Origin of the sequence: Dyadobacter fermentans DSM 18053 (genome assembly GCF_000023125.1) — a bacterium.
Classification (GTDB): Bacteria; Bacteroidota; Bacteroidia; order Cytophagales; family Spirosomataceae; genus Dyadobacter; species Dyadobacter fermentans.
The window spans coordinates 4,269,345-4,285,815 of record NC_013037.1; the positions used below are offsets into that span (position 1 = coordinate 4,269,345).

Here is a 16,471-nt window from a genome sequence, read left to right on the forward strand (position 1 = left end):
TCAAATTCGTTTTTCCTCCATGATTTCCCCCCGGCTCACGCTGAGGATCATGCCCATCGCAATGCCCGTAAATAGCAGCGACGTCCCACCCTGACTAAAAAACGGGAGCGTTTGCCCAGTCACCGGCACCAGGCCCACCGTCACGGCCATTGCCGAAAACGCCTGGCTCACCACAATGAATGTCAGCCCGGCCGAAAGCAGCCCGCCGAATGGCCTCTTCGTGGCTTCGATCGCTTTCAGGCCGCGGTATAGCAGGATGAGGTAAAGGATAATCAATGCGGTGCCGCCCAATGTGCCGTACTCTTCCACCGCCACGGCGAAAATGAAGTCTTTCTGCGGCTCAGGCAGGAAGCGGCGCTGGCGGCTTTTGGAAACACCTTCCCCGTAAAGCCCGCCACGGGCCATCGCCATGTAGGATTGCTGCGATTGGTACACGACCACGTCTTTATCGAAAAACGTCGAAATGCGGCTCTGCGCGGTGCCCGAGCGTTGCGTTGAGTTGAGCAAAATGGCGATTGTAGCGAAAAAAACGAGGCCCAATGCCGTAAATGCAAGATAATGCAGCGGAACTTTACCTACGAACATCAGCAAAAAGCAAATGCCCGCGAGCATCACGGCCGTCGACACATTACTCACGAAAATAAGCCCGCACACGACGCCCACGAGCGCGAGCGGTTCCATAAACAGTTCACGGGTATTCCAGCCGCCTTTGATGTGCCGAGCGAGAATCAGCGACAAATGCGCTACCAGCGCCACCTTCGCCCATTCCGAAGGCTGAAAGCGCTGTCCGATCACCGGGATTTCGATCCACCGTGCCGCGTCGTTCACCGAGGTTCCGAAAAACATCGTGAAAATGAGCAGCAGAATGGAGCTCCACACCGCCAGGCGTGTTACATACACGAATTTGATGTAAGGCACCCGGTGCACGAAGTACATCACGGCCAGCGACAGCACGCATAGCAATGCGTGTTTGTAAAGATAATATTCGGTATTACCGTCCATCTGGCTGTACGCGTCCTTCACGGAGGCGCTGTACACGACCACGATGCTCCACATCAGCATGATAATGCAAATCCCCCAGATCCAGGGATCGCCTTTGAGGTTTTTGCTGAACCATGCCTGGGTGTCTTCCCTTGTTTTATTCAGGAAATCCATATCGTTTGGCGGATAAGATTGGTTATCTGGTGTTAGTCGGGTATTGTCAGGTATTAGTCAGGTGTTGCCAGGGGCGGTTACTGGGTGAGGTTTCTGACGGCTGCTTTGAACTGATCGCCGCGGTCCTCGTAGTTTTTGAACAAATCAAAACTTGCGCAAGCTGGGGAAAGCAGCACGACATCGCCCGGCACGCCCCATTCACGCCCTTTGTTAACGGCATCCCGGACATCGTCCGTCGCATATATTTGCGGCACTTTGCCGGCAAAGTAAGTTTCCAGTTTCACGGGATCTTTTCCAAGAACGATCAGCCCCTTCACTTTACTTTTAACAAGTGCTTCTATTTGTGAATAATCGTTTCCTTTATCCACACCGCCTGCAATAAGGATCACCGGCTGGTCGAAACTACCGAGCGCGTAGAACACCGAATCCACATTGGTGGCCTTCGAATCATTGATGTAAGTCACACCGCCGATCACTTCTACCTGTTCCAAACGGTGCGGCGCATTGGTGAACGACTTCAAACCTTCACGGATCTTCTCCGGATCGATGCCTAGCAACTGCGCTACCGAAATCGCCGACAATGCATTGATGGCATTGTGCGGGCCCTTGACCGGCAGCTCGGCGAATGCGATTTCGAGTGCATTCCCATTGATTTTCGAAACCAGTGTGCCGTTTTCCAGGTAAGATCCTGCTTCAAGCGCATTATCGAGCGAAACTTCGATCCTTCCGACCGCCGGATTGCGCTTTTCCAGTTCTTTTTGGATTACCTCGCTTTCCTTATAATAAATGAAATAATCGCTGGCCTGCTGGTTGCGGATGATATTGAATTTCGAATCCACATAATTCTGAAAATCATAACCATAACGATCGAGGTGATCGGGGGTGATGTTCAGGAGCAGGGAAATGTATGGGTGAAAATCGATAATGTTATCAAGCTGGAAACTACTGATTTCCAACACATAATATTCAAATTGCTTTTCCGCAACGGCCCATGCGAAGCTATCGCCTATGTTACCGGCCAGGCCGACGTTCAGGCCGGCGGTTTTGAGCAGGTGGTAAGTCAGTAAGGTCGTGGTCGTTTTGCCGTTGCTGCCGGTAATGGCGATGAGTTTCGCGTCGGTATAGCGAGAGGCGAACTCGATTTCGGAGATAACCAGGATGCCTTTTTCCTTCAATGCGACGATCAGGGGCACTTTATCGGGAATGCCCGGGCTCTTCACCACGAGGTCGCTTGCGAGGATGCGCTCCTCGGAATGCTGCCCTTGTTCGAAGGGAATATTTTCTTTGTTCAGAATGTCGGCGTATTTCTGATGCAATTGGCCCTTATCCGATAAAAAAACTTCAAAACCTTTGGATTTCGCAAGAATAGCGGCCCCTGCGCCACTTTCTCCGCCACCCAGAATCGTCACCTTTTTTTGCACAAGAATCAATTTAAAAACGTTGAACAATCTGCCTTAACCACGAAGGTAAATCTTTTGCCGAAAACTTTCTGGAATGCCCTCTCAATAACATGCATAAAAAAAGAGGCACATGAAATATGCCTCTTTTTCGTCAATTATGAACATTTAACTAGTTCTACTCTTCTTTTTTCAATGATTCCGACAAACGCAGGCGGTTGGCCAGTTTCACGATCAGGAAGATCACCCATGCAATGATCAGGAACTGGATCATGGTCTGGATAAAGTTACCATACTTGATCGCCACTTCCGGCGTTTCGCCTACGGCTTCCTTCAATACGATTTTAAGCTGCGTAAAGTCCACGCCGCCGATAATGAGCCCGAGAACCGGGTTGATAATGTCTTCCACTAATGAGGTAGTGATTTTTCCGAATGCGGCACCAATCACCACACCGACTGCAAGATCGAGCACATTGCCCTTTGCGATAAACGTTTTGAATTCCTGAAGCATAACAAGTTGAGGTTAGTTGAAATGGATTAAAAAGCAAACAAAAATCCGATACTGAGTGCCTGAGCAAACTGGATCTTATCGCTCTGGTCCTCATCGTATACCATAATGGCCCCCAGGTTCACGTTGACCCACTTGTTGATTTTCGCCGTGAGCTGGGCATCGAGCCGGTTATCTATGTTCAGCGGTTCCTTGAAGCTCGAAAACAGCAGGTACCGGAATTTCAGGTTTACGTCTTTCGCAATGTCTTTATCGAAGTTGGCCACGAGCTGGATCAGCGCCGCTTCGGTCCGCACCCGTTTGCCGATGGGCACGCCATAGTTTTTCTGGTCGGGCGTGTTCACGTAGAGGTCTTTGTCGACCACGATCGTTTGCCGCAATGCACCCGGCGCCAGGTCCACGAAGAAATACGGAACCGGGCGGTACTCGATACCGATGGCCTCCGTCAGATAAGCGGGAGCGAGAATGCCCGAAACTTTCTTTTTGAAGTTGAGTGAATCGGGGTTGGTGTTGTATTCATAACCGTTTCCAAACTGCGACAGGAAGTTCACATTGGCAAAAAGGCTCCATTTCGCCGTCAGCTCGCGGTTATATTTGGTGTCGAAAAAAATCCGGTCGACGTTCTTGCGGCTTTGCTGGCCTTTGTTGCGGACAATACCATACTGCCCCTGGAAGTCGTTCCGCCATGAGTTCTTGCCCTTTTTCTTTTCACTTAATGCATTCAGGAAAAGGCCCAATGCAATGGAATTGACACCGCCGCCCGTCCAGTTGGAACTGAACGATCCCTGGTTGAGGTTGGCCCCGAATTCGATTTTGTGCCAGGAAGTGTCATTAGCGGTTTTCAGCCGGCCGGAGTTGATCGAGTTGGAAAGATCGACCTTGTTTTGTGCGAGAACCGGGAATGTCAGAAGCGCGAGTAAAGTTAGAGCAATAAAGGATGTACGTTGAAGTTTTTGGCTCATCGTTAATGTGTTTAGTGGACCATACTCATTGATTTTTCCATCTTTTCAGACTAGCAAATGAGGAGGGAACGCTTAAAGTAAAGCAATTTTTGAGGTTTTAAAAAAAATCGTCCCCTTCGGAAAGCTTACAATACCACATGCGGAGCTTTCTCCGGCCACGCAACAACCGCATTTTGGCAGCGCTTTCGGTGGTCTGGAACATGTGCGCGATGTCGCGGATACTCCGGTTATCGAGGTACTTAAGGTAGAGCATGGCCTTTTCGGCGAGGTCGAGCTGGTCGAGGGCCTCTTTCAACGTGCCCAGGTCAATTTCCTCCCGGAAAACGTCGTCCAGGCTGGCTGCCGCCAGTTCTTCCCCTGCTTCGAAAGTTTCGCCGGGCACGAGGATCACCCTGCGCTTGCTCACGCGCGCGAGGTCCATGCAATGATTGTGGGTGATGGTAAAAAGCCAGGTGGAGAATTTGGCGCCGGTCTTGAAGGTGTTCATCTTACCGATCAGTTTCAGAAACACATCGTGCATGACATCCTCCGCCCGCGTGGCGTCCCTGGTGAGTGCAACGCACTTTTGGTAGACCTTCACGGCATAGCGCTCGTAAAGTTTCTGGAAATGACGATTGTCCCTTGATTCGAGGAAAAGCCTAACTAGTTCTTCGTCTGTCGAATTATGCTCCGAACAGGAATTGCTCCGTATTTCGACCATTCTGCCTGATGAAATGCCGCCGATAGCGTGTGTTGAAAATTAAATTGCATTTAACTTTTTGTAAATATGACAAAAAACGCCTGGTATCCAAATTAGATACCAGGCGTCGTCAATATATTTATTAAGAGTTGGCTTAGCCGCCGATCGAAATACGTTTGAAGGTAGACACGGTCAATTCTTTGCCGGTTTTTTCAAGCAACTGACGGATAGTCAGCGAAGAATCCTTCACGAACTCCTGGTTCAGCAGCGTAAACTCCTTATAGAATTTCTGCAATTTACCCTGAGCGATTTTTTCAAGCATTGCCTCAGGCTTGCCTTCTGCACGAGCCTGCTCTTTACCTACTTCGATTTCACGCTCAACGGTAGCAGAGTCAACACCGTCTTTATCCAATGCAACAGGCTTCATCGCCGCGATTTGCATTGCTACGTCTTTGCCCAGTTCAGTTACGTCTGCGCCATTCACGCCTGTGAATGCCACGAGCACGCCCAGTTTACCGTTTGAGTGGATGTAAGGAACCACTTTGTCGGCAGTGACATTTTCGTAACCAACGATTTCCAGTTTCTCACCCAATTTACCAGTCAGCTCAATCATGTGCTCGCTAACGGGACGGCCGTCAGCCAAGGTAGCCGAAAGCAATGCGTCTTTGTCGGAAATGTTGTCTGCAACCGCTTTGTCGAGAATGCTCTGCGCAAGCGTTTTGAAATCTTCCACGTTAGAAACAGGCTCTGTTTCGCAAGCCAGGGCAACCAGTTTGCCGTTTGAACCATCCGCGCTGATGTTGATCAGAACAGTTCCTTCCGATACAGCGTTGTCGGCACGTTTTGCGGCAACTTTCTGTCCTTGCTTACGGAGAATATCAACGGCTTTGTCGAAATCGCCATCTGCTTCCTGCAGGGCTTTTTTACAATCCATCATGCCCGCGCCGGTCATCTGGCGGAGTTTGTTTACATCTTGTGCGGTAATTGCCATGATCGTGATAAATATTATGTATTAATGTTTTGTATTGAAATGGCCTTTAACCGGAGATTATCAATTGGTTAAGGAATTCCATCTCGGAGAATTTTAAAAAAACGTAGCCCATAGCAAGAGGCTATGGGCTACCGTATATGTCAACTATGGCGAGTCATTTGCAAACTACGCCATATTGCCCTTTACTCTTCGTCGGATTCAGCAACTTCTGCTTCTGCCGCAACTTCGGCGCGAGGAGCTGCCTCGTCACCTTTGTCAGCTGCGCGTTTTGCTTCTTCTTCCTCAACCAGGCGCTGATCGTCTTTATCTTGCTTGCGTTCCATCAAACCTTCTTCGATAGCCTTACCGATCGCCAGGGTGATCAACGAGATCGCTTTGTAAGCATCGTCGTTAGATGGGATAGGGAAGTCAACCAATTCAGGGTTAGAGTTGGTATCGCAGATCGCAAAAATAGGGATGTTCAATCTTTTTGCTTCTGCAACCGCAATGTGCTCGCGTTTTACATCAACGATGAAAAGTGCCGCTGGAAGGCGAGTAAGGTCCGCTACACCACCTAGTACTCTTTCCAGTTTCTCCTTTTCACGTGTAAGCATCAGGCGTTCTCTTTTCGCAATATTGCTAACCGTGGCTTCGTCTTTCAGCATCTTCTCGAGAGTCTGCATTTTTTTCAAAGACTTGCGAATCGTGCCAAAGTTTGTCAGCATACCACCCAACCAGCGATCGGTTACGTAAGGCATTTTAAGGCGTTTTGCCTCTTCCGTTACGATTTCCTGCGCTTGTTTTTTAGTAGCAACAAACATGATCTTACGTCCTGAACGAACGATCTGTTTCAACGCAGCTTCCGCGTCGTTGAGGCAGCTCAAAGTTTTGTTCAGGTCAATGATGTGGATCCCGTTCTTCTCCATGAAGATATACGGAGCCATCCGTGGATCCCACTTGCGGGTAAGGTGACCAAAGTGGACACCTGCATCCAATAGTTCTTTATATTCTATTTGTGCCATTGCCAAATTTGATTAATAATGATTTTGAAATTACGCAGCACAATGCATCGGGCACGATAAGCAATGTCTGGACGAAATATTAACGTTTCGAGAACTGGAATCTTCTGCGTGCCTTAGCGCGTCCGTATTTCTTACGCTCAACCATACGTGGGTCACGGGTAAGGAATCCTTCTTTTTTCAATGCGCCGCGGAATTCGCCGTTGTATTGAACCAGTGCACGTGAAACCGCCATACGGATCGCTTCCGCCTGGCCTGAGATTCCACCACCTCTTACGTTTACTTTGATATCGTAACCATTTCCACCGGAGATTGTTGCGAACGGCTGTTGCAACACGATCTGGTGAACTTCAAATGGGAAATATTCTTTGTAATCACGACCGTTTACTTTAATGTCGCCTTTACCTGGTGTAAGGTAAATACGCGCAACGGCTGTTTTTCTTCTACCTATTGTGTTGATCACTTCCATGAATTACAATTGGATTTGCTTTGGTTGCTGTGCGCTGTGCGGGTGTTCTGCGGCAGCGTAAACAAACAGGTTTGTAAATAAACGACGTCCCAAACGGTTCTTTGGAAGCATGCCTTTTACGGCTTTCTCGATCACACGCTCAGGGTGTTTTTCGAGCAACTCGCGAGGAGTCTGAAAACGTTGACCTCCTGGGTAGCCGGTGTGACGAACGTAAATTTTGTCCGACATCTTCTTACCTGTCAACTTGATCTTATCGGCGTTGATAACGATAACGTTATCACCACAATCCACATGAGGAGTATAGCTTGCCTTGTGTTTGCCTCTGATAATTTTAGCAACTTCGCTGGCCAGACGACCAAGAACTGCATTTTCAGCATCCACAACAATCCACTCCTTGTTTACTGTGTTTTTGTTCGCCGAGATGGTTTTGTAGCTTAACGTATCCACGATTAACAAAAAATTAAATTGATTTTCAATAATTTACACTGTAACAAGACAGTCCATCGCAAAATGGGAGTGCAAATATAGAGTTTAACAAATTGAATTACAAGTATGTTTGTGAAATTCATTTGTCAATGCCCCACCGCGAATGCCAGCGCAGCGTACGGAAGGCCGTAAACTTTACTCACATGTCGCTGTTTATTATCGAGGTAAACGTTCACATCGTTGATCTTCCGGTTGGTGTAAGTAACCCTTCCGTACACATAACCCAGCTTGATACCCAGCGTCCTTCCGGCCCTAAACCGCACGAATGCCTCCGACTGCCCGGTATTGTCGCGCAAGGCAAGCGGCAATGCATTAAAAAGCGTTGGCTTCGAACTTAGCCACGTATTATAGTAAGGAGAGCCGGTGCCGGGCTTTTCCGGGATGGATTTCTCGTAAAAACCGTGGCGCCGCGTGCCGTACGTAAGCGCCAGGAGATCGGTATTGGCCCCGATATCGAACTTCCAGAAACTCAGGCTGATGCCTGCGAGGAAGCTTAGTCCGTTCACCGATACGTCGCGATACTCGAGATAATCCTTAAAACCTTGGTTGCGCGCCGTTTCGAGGTTGGTGCGCCCTCCGTAATATCCCCACGCCCGAAAACCCAACCCAAGCCGCAGCCACGGGAGCTTCTGAGGACCGATTTCCTCGTGGTAGGCGATCGAAGGTGCCCAGGAGTCGCTGCCAAAGGCCGTTCCGACATCCACACTGGCTGCGATCGGAGAACGATTCTGCGCGTGTGTGGCGAGGCTATTCAGTAATAAAATCAGAACCAGTACTTTTAAAATTTTCATTGCTGAACCCGTAGTTAGATGATGAATTTGATAAGCAGATCGATGATTCAACTCTTTTTTACAATATTAACTGATCCCCGGAAGAAATCGCGCCTTATGCGTTTGCAAGCGGCTATATTGCTACTTTTCCTGTTTCCGGAACCTCAATTGCTGGCCCAAACGGACGACCGACTTCAATTCGTGCCGCTCTTCAACGGCAAAAACCTGGACGGCTGGGTGGATGTAAATACCTCCAAAGAAACCTGGAAAGTCAAAAACGGCGCGCTGATCTGCTCCGGAAAGCCCATCGGCGTCATGCGCTCCGACCGGCAGTACGAAAATTTCATCCTTGAAGTGGAATGGAAGCATATGGAAGCCGGCGGCAACTCGGGCGTATTTATATGGAGCGAAGGCACCCCCCAGGAGCACGACCCGCTCACGAAGGCCATAGAAGTCCAAATGCTCGAACTCGACTACGCCCGCCAGCACAACGCCACCGACGACTACGTCCACGGCGAACTCTTCCCCACCATGGGCATGACGGCCATCCCCGACAACCCGCGCGGCATCCGCAGCAGATCCCTCGAAAAGCGCTGCAAAGGCAAAGGCGAATGGAACAAATATGTGGTTGTGGCGGTGGACGGCACCGTAAAACTCTCCGTCAACGGGAAGTTCGTGAACGGCCTCCGCGCCTCTGAGCGCAAAAAAGGCTACATCTGCCTCGAAGCCGAAGGCGCCGAGATCCATTTCAGGAACATGCGCATCATGGAGCTACCGGGCGGCATCACCACGCCGGAGCAGGTCGCGCCGGTGGTGCATTGAGAATACTTGAATGGGTTATGTGCAGGCAAAATATTATATTAGCATAATAACAAACTGAAAAGGCCATGCAACAAACATTTCAGGTAAATTCATCCGATCTCGATAACCGTTTTATAAAATCGGTTCAGGAAATTTTTGGCGATAGAAAATTGAAGATCATAGTCGAAGATATTGCGGAGAGCAATGAATACAAAGACGCTCTTTTAGACAGCTTATTTGGCAGTTGGGAAGGTGAGGAAAGTGGGGAAGAACTTGTAAAGATGATTTATTCAAGTCGAAATGATTCACCACGGGACGTTGAACTATGAATCAATATCTATTAGATACCAATATTTGCATACACTATCTGAAAGGACACTTTGATTTGAAAAACAAGGTTCGTCAAATTGGTCGTATTAATTGCAAACCTTGCCCGCTGTTACGGGCTTTTCAATTTATGCCAGAGAAAAGGCCAGACTAAGAAAAAGTGGTCGGACTGTTGGTGACCTTGACTTATTAATCGGTGCCACCGCACTACGATATGACCTTATCCTGGCGACCCGCAACACAAAAGATTTTGCAAACCTGGCTGGCATTCAGCTGGAAAATTGGATAGATAATTGAAAATCTCCTTCATTGGCGCTGGTAATGTGGCCTGGCATCTGGCGCAGGCGTTTGAGGATGCGGGGCATTGGATTTGCGAGGTGTATAGCCGCGACACGCAGAAAGCGCGTCAGCTGGCGTCTTCTTTATATGATACCAACATCCAGCCCGACCTCAATTTCTCGGAAAGCGAAGCCGAACTGATCGTGATCGCCGTTACGGACGATGCCATTGAAAGCATTATCCAACGTATTGTGCTGCCCGAAGGCGTGATCCTCGTCCATACCTCCGGCACGCGCTCGCTCGCTGAATTTCAGAAACTTGTGGAAATTTACAGCGACGTATATGTCCACACGGGCGTGTTTTATCCATTGCAGACATTCACCAAAGGCGTCGAAATGGAATACAGCGAGCTGCCGTTCTGTATCGAGTCGCGCAGTGAGCTGATTGAAGGGAAACTGATGCAGCTAGCTTCCAGCGTGAGCGAAAATGTGACCCGCATGGATTCCGACGAGCGCTTCATCCTGCACGTGGCCGCCGTATTTGCGAGCAATTTCACCAACTACATGCTCACCGTTTCGCACGATCTGCTGGAACGTGAGCAGATCAGCTTCGACCTGTTAAAACCGCTCATTCAAACGACGATTTACAAAGCCATGCTCTCCGACGATCCGTCCATCGGCCAAACCGGCCCGGCCCGGCGCGGCGATTGGAAAACCACCGCCCGGCACCTCGAATATTTACAGGAAACCAACGAGGATTATACCGAAATCTACCGCCTGCTCACCGATAAGATCCGCAACCTCTACATTTCAAAATAATAGGAAGCCGCGCCGTCGCGAAAAAAGTTAGGCTATATTTGCAGGATTCACAATTCGGCTATTCATGGATTCGACTCTTACGGAACGTTTCAAGCGCATTACCACCTTCATTTTTGACATCGACGGCGTCATGACCGACGGCAGCGTCATCGCACTGGAAACCGGCGAGCAGCCCCGCATTTTCAACGTGCGCGACGGCTACGGCATCAATCGGGCGATCAGAATGGGTTACCGCGTGGCCATCATCTCGGCGCAAAGCCAGGTAGGCGTTCGTAAAAGGCTCGAATACCTGGGCGTAACCGATATTTTCATTGGTACATCGCCCGATGGCAAGCTGCCTGTTTTCAGAAAATACCTCGCCGAAACCGGCCTCACCGAAGACGAAATCGTGTTCATGGGCGACGATCTGCCCGATTACGAGGTCATGCGCACAAGCGTGATGGGCGCCTGCCCGGCCGACTCCGCCGACGAAATCCTGGCCATTGCCGATTATATTTCTCCCAAAAACGGCGGCCGCGGTGCCGTCCGCGACCTCATCGAACAGGTGATGAAAGTACAGGGAAAATGGATGGCCTGGTTTGAATAACGAGCTCGGTGGTGGATAAGAAAAAGCGCTATTTCCCGAATCTGAACGGTATCCGTGCCATTGCGGCATCGCTGGTGGTATTTCACCACCTCGAACAAGCCAAGCACGCACTGCACATTGCCAATATTTACGACTGGCCCATTATCCAGCATGCCGGAAGGCTTGGCGTAGGGCTTTTCTTCGTGTTAAGCGGGTTTCTGATCACCTATCTGCTCCTCGAAGAACGCGGCCGGTTCGGTAATGTGGATGCTAAAAAGTTCTATCTGCGCCGCGTATTCCGCATTTGGCCTATTTACTTCCTGATCGTCGGCTTATCGTTCTTCGTCTTCCCGCACTTTCCGATATTCGATTATCCGGGCATTGAAGAAAAGCTCACCGTAGACCTGCCCGAGCGGCTTACGTTGTTGCTTTTGGTGCTGCCCAACTACGCATTCGTCCTTTACGACCTGCCCTACTGGTGCGCGCAAACATGGTCGATCGGCGTGGAAGAGCAGTTTTACTACCTCTGGCCGTGGCTGATCAAATACCCGAAAAAGCGCATTCCGATCCTGATTCTCTTCCTGGCATTAACGGCTGGCCTGCTTTATCTGGGGCTGGAAATGGCTGATCCATCGGCAGAAACCCGCACATCCATGATCACGACATTCCTCGGGCAGTTCCGCATTCAGACGATGGCGCTGGGCGGCTTGTGCGCGTGGCTGGTTTACAATGACAAATTGAAATTCCTCGGTTTCATTTTCCGGAAAGATGTCCAGATCGTTGCCTACACCATCCTGCTGGTGCTGTTCTTTTCAGGCGTACATTTCTTTGGTTTCCTGGAAGTATACGCGTTTTTTTTCGCATTCTTTGTGCTGAATGTCTCCTGCAATCCGAAGACGATCGTGCATTTGGGGCATCCCGTCATGGATCATCTGGGCAAGATTTCCTACGGGCTCTACATTTACCATGTGGCGGTAATTGTAGTGATTATCAATCTTTTCGAAATGTACGCGCCGGGCTGGCGCGATGCCGGTTACCAAGTTGTATTGTATGCGGTAAGCTATATTGCTTCCGTGGCAGTGGCTACTTTTTCTTTTAACTATATTGAAAAACCCCTCCTCGCCTACAAGGACCGCAAGTTCGGCCGCTAGCTATTTCACTTTCGGCAGTTCCGACATCGTGTAGAATTTCAATTGCTGCGCATGCGCCTCACGCAAAACCGCCGCGAGAAAGCTGACATTAAAACCATATTTGCCATTCTGCGGCGCGCTGTACAACGGCTCATGCCCGAAAACCATTAATGCAGTGCCATTTTCCTTCGCTTCTTTGATCGCCTCGGCGATTTCCTCTTCGGTCACCTCGTCATAATCGATCATTAACGCATCGACTTTTTGCGCGCCATCGAATGCATAATAAATCGCATTCATCCACCGCGCCGGCCAGGCGTAGAGTTGGAAGCCTTTGAACTTTCGTCTCGAAATAGCCACATCACGCAGCGTCGTAAAACCTTGCGCTAACAACACCGAATCCACACGCTCGTTGTGGTTGCCACCCGGATGCGCGTAAGAAACCGGTTTAAAACCAGCCGCATGCATGTGCCGCAGTCCCGGTTCGAGCTCGGCTTCGATGTAGCCTTTCGGACCACCGGCGGCCATGAGTTCCGTGGATTTGGCATGTACTGTACCGTGGAAGCCTATTTCGTGCCCTTCTTTTTCCAATTGTTTCAACATTGCAACTTCTTCGGCTTGCAGGCTGTCGGGACAGGTGATGAAGAAGGTCGCTTTGGCATTATATTTCTGAAACAACGGCCTTAGTTCGTACCATTCTTTGATGAAATGATCGTCGAACGAGATGGCAATACCGCCTGCACCGGGCTTGCCCAACGGACTGCCGCAGCCCCAGAATGCGCTGCCGACCACGGCCGTAAGTAACCAAAGAAATGCGTTTGAGCCCGGCGAAGCGATTTTAATGTATTTCAAAACTTCGGAAATGATCTGTTATTTTCGCTAAATTAATGACACGGATGAAAATACTGCACACCGCCGACTGGCATATCGGCAAAAAGCTCGATAACTTTTCCCGCCTCGAAGAACAACGGCTTGTCCTGGACGAAATCTGCGAAATAGCAGAACACGAGGCCGTCGACGCGATCGTGATCGCGGGCGACTTGTTCGACAACTTTAACCCGTCGTCCGAAGCGACCGAGCTTTTGTACAGCACATTGCACCGGTTATCTGCCAACGGCACCCGGGCCGTGATCGCCATCGCCGGCAACCACGATTCCCCCGAACGCATCCAGGTCCCCGACGCACTGGCGAAGGTTTGCGGCATTCTGTTCGTCGGTTTTCCCAATACGGAAATCAGGCCATTCTGCACGCAGGGGCAGGTCGATATTATCAAAACCGCGCCCGGCTTCCTGGAAATCAAACTACCCAATGCCGCATTTCCCCTGCGCGTATTGCACACGCCTTACGCGAACGAGCAGCGCCTCAAAACGTTCCTCGGCGTGGAAGAATCCGAAGAAGCATTGCGCATTCACTTGCAGCAGCATTGGCAGCAGCTCGCCGACGAGCATTTGGACAATAATGGCTTCAACCTGCTAGCCACGCATTTGTTCGTCATGCAAAAAGGCGGCGAAATGCCCGAAGAGCCCGACGACGAGCGTCCGATCCTGCATATCGGCGGCGCCCAGGCCATTTACACCGAGAACTTCCCGAAGCAAGTGCATTACATCGCATTAGGCCATTTGCACCGCTTCCACCAGGTAGATAAGGTGCCCGCCCCGGCCGTATATTCCAGCAGTCCGCTGGCTTACAGCTTTTCGGAAGCGAATCAGAACAAGTATGTAATATTAATCGAAGCCGAAGCCGGAAAACTGGTCGGTTACACGCCTATCGAGCTTTTGAAAGGCAAAAAGCTGCGCCGCAAAAGCTTTCACAGCATTGATGAAGCCATTGAATGGCTAGGCGAGCATTCGGAAGATTTGATAGAACTGACCATTATCTCGGATAATTATCTCGAAGCATCCGATAAAAAGCGGCTGATGGAAGCGCATTCCGGCATTATCCAGATTATTCCGCAGATTAAGAAAAGTGAAGTAGCCGATACGTCGTCGGAAGTGGATTTGTCTTTGAGTATGGAGAAGTTGTTTCAGGAGTATTTTAAATCTAAAAACAAAGGCCAAGAACCTTCGAACGGCCTAATGGAAGTCTTCCGAGAAGTGCTAGGCAGCGAAGCAGAATGACAGCTCCGGAGGAGCACCCTGTTTATAGCAACGGCACTCCACGGCATCGCGCCGGCTCCGTTAGGAGCCTCCTGTTTATAGCGAAACGCGCCTGCAAACCCGCCATCCGACTCCGCTAGGAGTCTCCTATGGAGACCGCATCTCGTGTAGTGTCACCTTTGCTACATGCAGGAGGCCACGCTGTGGCCGCACCTCAATCGTACCATCTATCCAAAACTTTTCCACAAAAAAGCGGGCTACTCCGTTTGGAATAACCCGCTCTCTCCTGTTTGTAAAATTAAATCTTAGCTAGCCCGTTTCAGCTTCGCTTCGATTGTCTGCTGTGTATGGGGTACAATGCGCAAGCGCTCTTTCGGGATCAGTTTGCCGGTGTCGATGCAAACGCCGTAAGTGCCGTTTTTAATGCGTATAAGGGCGTTTTCGAGCTGTACGGAATATTTTTGAAGGCGTGCGGCCAGTTGGCTCAGGTTTTCGCGTTCGCTGGCGTCGGCGCCATCTTCTACCAGTTTTGCTGCGCCGGCTGTTACGTCCGTGCCGCTATCGTTTTTTTTACTCAGTCCTGTTTTAATGTATTCGAGCTCACTTCTTGTCGCTTCCAATTTCCCACGAATCAGCTCCTCAAACTCCTTTAATTCTTCCTCTGAATATCTTGTTCGTTCTTCTTGCATAATCTGAATTGATTTGTTAGTCTACATCAAGGAGCGTTCAAAGCACAAAAGTACTAGTATTCTGCCTATTTCGGAATAGTATTTAATTAATAACCACTTTCAAATGAGAAACTTACTAACACTGACATCAGGGGCTATAACCAACAAAGCCAAAACCTGGTTCGGTATTGGCTTTGCTTTGGTTCTCTGAGGATTACTTGTAAAGCACCGATTTCACGGCGTCTATGGTGCGCTTCACGTTAGGCAGGATCTCTTCGATCAGCGTTGGCGCGTATGGCAAAGGCACGTCGCGGCTCGTTACACGGATCACCGGCGCGTCCATATAATCAAATGCATTGCGCTGGATGTGGTAAGCGATTTCCGAAGAGATCGAAGCCAGAGGCCACGCTTCCTCCACCACCACGCAGCGGTTGGTTTTCTTAACTGATTCAATCACCGCAGGATAATCGATCGGACGAACGGTGCGCAGGTCTATCACTTCCACGTCAATACCTTCTTTTTCCAGTTGAAGCACCGCAGGCATTACCACGCGGGGGATCATTTTACCGAAAGAAACGATGGTAACATCTTTACCCTGACGTTTGATATCGGCCTTACCTAGCGGAATCAGGTATTCTTCCTCGGGAACAGCCATTTTATCGCCGTACATCAGCTCCGATTCCATGAAGATCACCGGGTTGTTATCGCGAATGGACGATTTCAACAAACCTTTTGCGTCGTAAGGGTTCGAAGGAACAACCACTTTCAGACCGGGCGTGTTGGCAAACCAGTTTTCGAAGTTCTGCGAGTGCTGTGCACCAAGCTGACCTGCATTACCGGTCGGGCCGCGGAACACGATCGGGCAACCGTACTGGCCGCCTGACATCGAAAGAATCTTAGCCGCGCTGTTGATGATCTGGTCAATCGCCACCAGCGAGAAGTTGAATGTCATAAACTCGACGATCGGACGGAGGCCGTTTCCGGCAGCGCCCACCGCAATCCCCGCAAAGCCAAGCTCCGCGATAGGCGTATCGATCACGCGGTCGGGACCGAACTCATCGAGCATTCCCTGACTCGCCTTATAAGCACCGTTGTATTCCGCAACCTCTTCACCCATCAAAAAAATACTCTTGTCAAGGCGCATCTCTTCCGACATAGCGTCGCGAATGGCATCTCTAAATGCTATTTCTTTCATTCGTAATTCGATAATTATTAATTCTTAGAAGAAACCACCGCAGCATCAATGCATCTGGTACAGACCGACCTGCGCGGTTACATTAAAAGAGGTTTTGTATACTTATTTCAAAATGATCTGGTAAAATTAGGCAACACCGGCCAATTCTCAAATTCTTTGCCGGAACCATTCTGTTAAAAA

Annotated in this window: 19 protein-coding genes; 6 read left to right on the forward strand and 13 right to left on the reverse strand. The window is 49.7% G+C overall.

Annotated features, from left to right (window positions below):
- From DFER_RS17305 to DFER_RS17350, 10 genes are all read right to left on the reverse strand, one after another.
- Positions 1 to 1,155: an FtsW/RodA/SpoVE family cell cycle protein gene (locus DFER_RS17305; protein ID WP_015812943.1), complete on the reverse strand. Its 1,155-nt coding sequence runs from the start codon at positions 1,153 to 1,155 to the stop codon at positions 1 to 3.
- Positions 1,156 to 1,232: 77 nt separating this feature from the next.
- On the reverse strand, positions 1,233 to 2,603 hold the full coding sequence (gene murD, locus DFER_RS17310; protein WP_015812944.1) for a UDP-N-acetylmuramoyl-L-alanine--D-glutamate ligase: 1,371 nt from the start codon (positions 2,601 to 2,603) through the stop codon (positions 1,233 to 1,235).
- A gap of 127 nt (positions 2,604 to 2,730) precedes the next feature.
- The gene (mscL, locus tag DFER_RS17315) at positions 2,731 to 3,063 is read right to left on the reverse strand and encodes a large-conductance mechanosensitive channel protein MscL (RefSeq protein ID WP_015812945.1); all 333 of its coding nucleotides are present in this window, start codon (positions 3,061 to 3,063) and stop codon (positions 2,731 to 2,733) included.
- Positions 3,064 to 3,089: 26 nt separating this feature from the next.
- On the reverse strand, positions 3,090 to 4,022 hold the full coding sequence (locus DFER_RS17320) for a DUF3078 domain-containing protein (protein WP_015812946.1): 933 nt from the start codon (positions 4,020 to 4,022) through the stop codon (positions 3,090 to 3,092).
- A gap of 97 nt (positions 4,023 to 4,119) precedes the next feature.
- Positions 4,120 to 4,722 (reverse strand): RNA polymerase sigma factor, encoded by a 603-nt coding sequence (locus DFER_RS17325; protein ID WP_015812947.1) that lies wholly within the window; start codon positions 4,720 to 4,722, stop codon positions 4,120 to 4,122.
- Between the two features lie 133 nt (positions 4,723 to 4,855).
- On the reverse strand, positions 4,856 to 5,692 hold the full coding sequence (gene tsf, locus DFER_RS17330) for a translation elongation factor Ts (RefSeq protein WP_015812948.1): 837 nt from the start codon (positions 5,690 to 5,692) through the stop codon (positions 4,856 to 4,858).
- Positions 5,693 to 5,874: 182 nt separating this feature from the next.
- Positions 5,875 to 6,693: a 30S ribosomal protein S2 gene (gene rpsB / locus DFER_RS17335; RefSeq protein WP_015812949.1), complete on the reverse strand. Its 819-nt coding sequence runs from the start codon at positions 6,691 to 6,693 to the stop codon at positions 5,875 to 5,877.
- A 79-nt stretch (positions 6,694 to 6,772) separates the two neighbouring features.
- Positions 6,773 to 7,159 carry a 30S ribosomal protein S9 gene (gene rpsI / locus DFER_RS17340; protein WP_015812950.1) on the reverse strand — a complete coding sequence of 129 codons (387 nt, stop codon included), beginning with the start codon at positions 7,157 to 7,159 and terminating at the stop codon, positions 6,773 to 6,775.
- A gap of 3 nt (positions 7,160 to 7,162) precedes the next feature.
- Positions 7,163 to 7,606 (reverse strand): 50S ribosomal protein L13, encoded by a 444-nt coding sequence (rplM, locus tag DFER_RS17345; RefSeq protein ID WP_041736497.1) that lies wholly within the window; start codon positions 7,604 to 7,606, stop codon positions 7,163 to 7,165.
- Between the two features lie 125 nt (positions 7,607 to 7,731).
- On the reverse strand, positions 7,732 to 8,436 hold the full coding sequence (locus DFER_RS17350; protein ID WP_015812952.1) for a hypothetical protein: 705 nt from the start codon (positions 8,434 to 8,436) through the stop codon (positions 7,732 to 7,734).
- A gap of 96 nt (positions 8,437 to 8,532) precedes the next feature.
- Between DFER_RS17350 and DFER_RS17355 the strand changes: the two genes are divergently transcribed.
- The 5 genes from DFER_RS17355 (at position 8,533) to DFER_RS17380 (ending at position 12,356) form a co-directional block, all read left to right on the forward strand.
- Positions 8,533 to 9,237 carry a 3-keto-disaccharide hydrolase gene (locus DFER_RS17355; RefSeq protein ID WP_015812953.1) on the forward strand — a complete coding sequence of 235 codons (705 nt, stop codon included), beginning with the start codon at positions 8,533 to 8,535 and terminating at the stop codon, positions 9,235 to 9,237.
- 65 nt (positions 9,238 to 9,302) lie between these two features.
- Entirely contained in the window at positions 9,303 to 9,545 is a 243-nt protein-coding gene (locus tag DFER_RS17360) for a hypothetical protein (protein ID WP_015812954.1), read from the forward strand.
- A 291-nt stretch (positions 9,546 to 9,836) separates the two neighbouring features.
- Entirely contained in the window at positions 9,837 to 10,640 is an 804-nt protein-coding gene (locus DFER_RS17370; RefSeq protein ID WP_015812955.1) for a Rossmann-like and DUF2520 domain-containing protein, read from the forward strand.
- A gap of 64 nt (positions 10,641 to 10,704) precedes the next feature.
- Positions 10,705 to 11,226 (forward strand): KdsC family phosphatase, encoded by a 522-nt coding sequence (locus DFER_RS17375; protein WP_015812956.1) that lies wholly within the window; start codon positions 10,705 to 10,707, stop codon positions 11,224 to 11,226.
- An 11-nt stretch (positions 11,227 to 11,237) separates the two neighbouring features.
- Positions 11,238 to 12,356, forward strand: a complete 1,119-nt coding sequence (locus tag DFER_RS17380; protein WP_229206031.1) for an acyltransferase family protein — start codon at positions 11,238 to 11,240, stop codon at positions 12,354 to 12,356.
- On the opposite strand, the gene DFER_RS17385 is transcribed toward DFER_RS17380, so the two are convergent.
- Positions 12,357 to 13,184: a polysaccharide deacetylase family protein gene (locus DFER_RS17385; protein ID WP_015812958.1), complete on the reverse strand. Its 828-nt coding sequence runs from the start codon at positions 13,182 to 13,184 to the stop codon at positions 12,357 to 12,359. It lies immediately after the preceding gene.
- A 44-nt stretch (positions 13,185 to 13,228) separates the two neighbouring features.
- Here DFER_RS17385 and DFER_RS17390 point away from each other — a divergent pair, with 44 nt between their 5' ends.
- Positions 13,229 to 14,449, forward strand: a complete 1,221-nt coding sequence (locus DFER_RS17390; RefSeq protein ID WP_015812959.1) for a metallophosphoesterase family protein — start codon at positions 13,229 to 13,231, stop codon at positions 14,447 to 14,449.
- Positions 14,450 to 14,733: 284 nt separating this feature from the next.
- Here DFER_RS17390 and DFER_RS17395 read toward each other — a convergent pair whose 3' ends face one another.
- Both DFER_RS17395 and DFER_RS17400 read right to left on the reverse strand, forming a co-directional pair.
- Entirely contained in the window at positions 14,734 to 15,120 is a 387-nt protein-coding gene (locus tag DFER_RS17395) for a TraR/DksA family transcriptional regulator (protein WP_041735245.1), read from the reverse strand.
- A gap of 190 nt (positions 15,121 to 15,310) precedes the next feature.
- On the reverse strand, positions 15,311 to 16,291 hold the full coding sequence (locus DFER_RS17400) for a pyruvate dehydrogenase complex E1 component subunit beta (RefSeq protein WP_015812962.1): 981 nt from the start codon (positions 16,289 to 16,291) through the stop codon (positions 15,311 to 15,313).
- Positions 16,292 to 16,471 lie beyond the last annotated feature (180 nt).

Excerpts from the sequence above, each read along its gene's own strand:
- rpsI (WP_015812950.1), bottom strand. The coding sequence starts at position 7,159 with ATGGAAGTGATCAACACAATAGGTAGAAGAAAAACAGCCGTTGCGCGT.
- DFER_RS17360 (WP_015812954.1), top strand. The coding sequence starts at position 9,303 with ATGCAACAAACATTTCAGGTAAATTCATCCGATCTCGATAACCGTTTT.
- DFER_RS17400 (WP_015812962.1), bottom strand. The coding sequence starts at position 16,291 with ATGAAAGAAATAGCATTTAGAGATGCCATTCGCGACGCTATGTCGGAA.
- DFER_RS17325 (WP_015812947.1), bottom strand. The coding sequence starts at position 4,722 with ATGGTCGAAATACGGAGCAATTCCTGTTCGGAGCATAATTCGACAGAC.
- DFER_RS17350 (WP_015812952.1), bottom strand. The coding sequence starts at position 8,436 with ATGAAAATTTTAAAAGTACTGGTTCTGATTTTATTACTGAATAGCCTC.
- rpsB (WP_015812949.1), bottom strand. The coding sequence starts at position 6,693 with ATGGCACAAATAGAATATAAAGAACTATTGGATGCAGGTGTCCACTTT.
- tsf (WP_015812948.1), bottom strand. The coding sequence starts at position 5,692 with ATGGCAATTACCGCACAAGATGTAAACAAACTCCGCCAGATGACCGGC.
- DFER_RS17320 (WP_015812946.1), bottom strand. The coding sequence starts at position 4,022 with ATGAGCCAAAAACTTCAACGTACATCCTTTATTGCTCTAACTTTACTC.
- DFER_RS17390 (WP_015812959.1), top strand. The coding sequence starts at position 13,229 with ATGAAAATACTGCACACCGCCGACTGGCATATCGGCAAAAAGCTCGAT.
- DFER_RS17375 (WP_015812956.1), top strand. The coding sequence starts at position 10,705 with ATGGATTCGACTCTTACGGAACGTTTCAAGCGCATTACCACCTTCATT.
- DFER_RS17305 (WP_015812943.1), bottom strand. The coding sequence starts at position 1,155 with ATGGATTTCCTGAATAAAACAAGGGAAGACACCCAGGCATGGTTCAGC.
- mscL (WP_015812945.1), bottom strand. The coding sequence starts at position 3,063 with ATGCTTCAGGAATTCAAAACGTTTATCGCAAAGGGCAATGTGCTCGAT.
- DFER_RS17355 (WP_015812953.1), top strand. The coding sequence starts at position 8,533 with ATGCGTTTGCAAGCGGCTATATTGCTACTTTTCCTGTTTCCGGAACCT.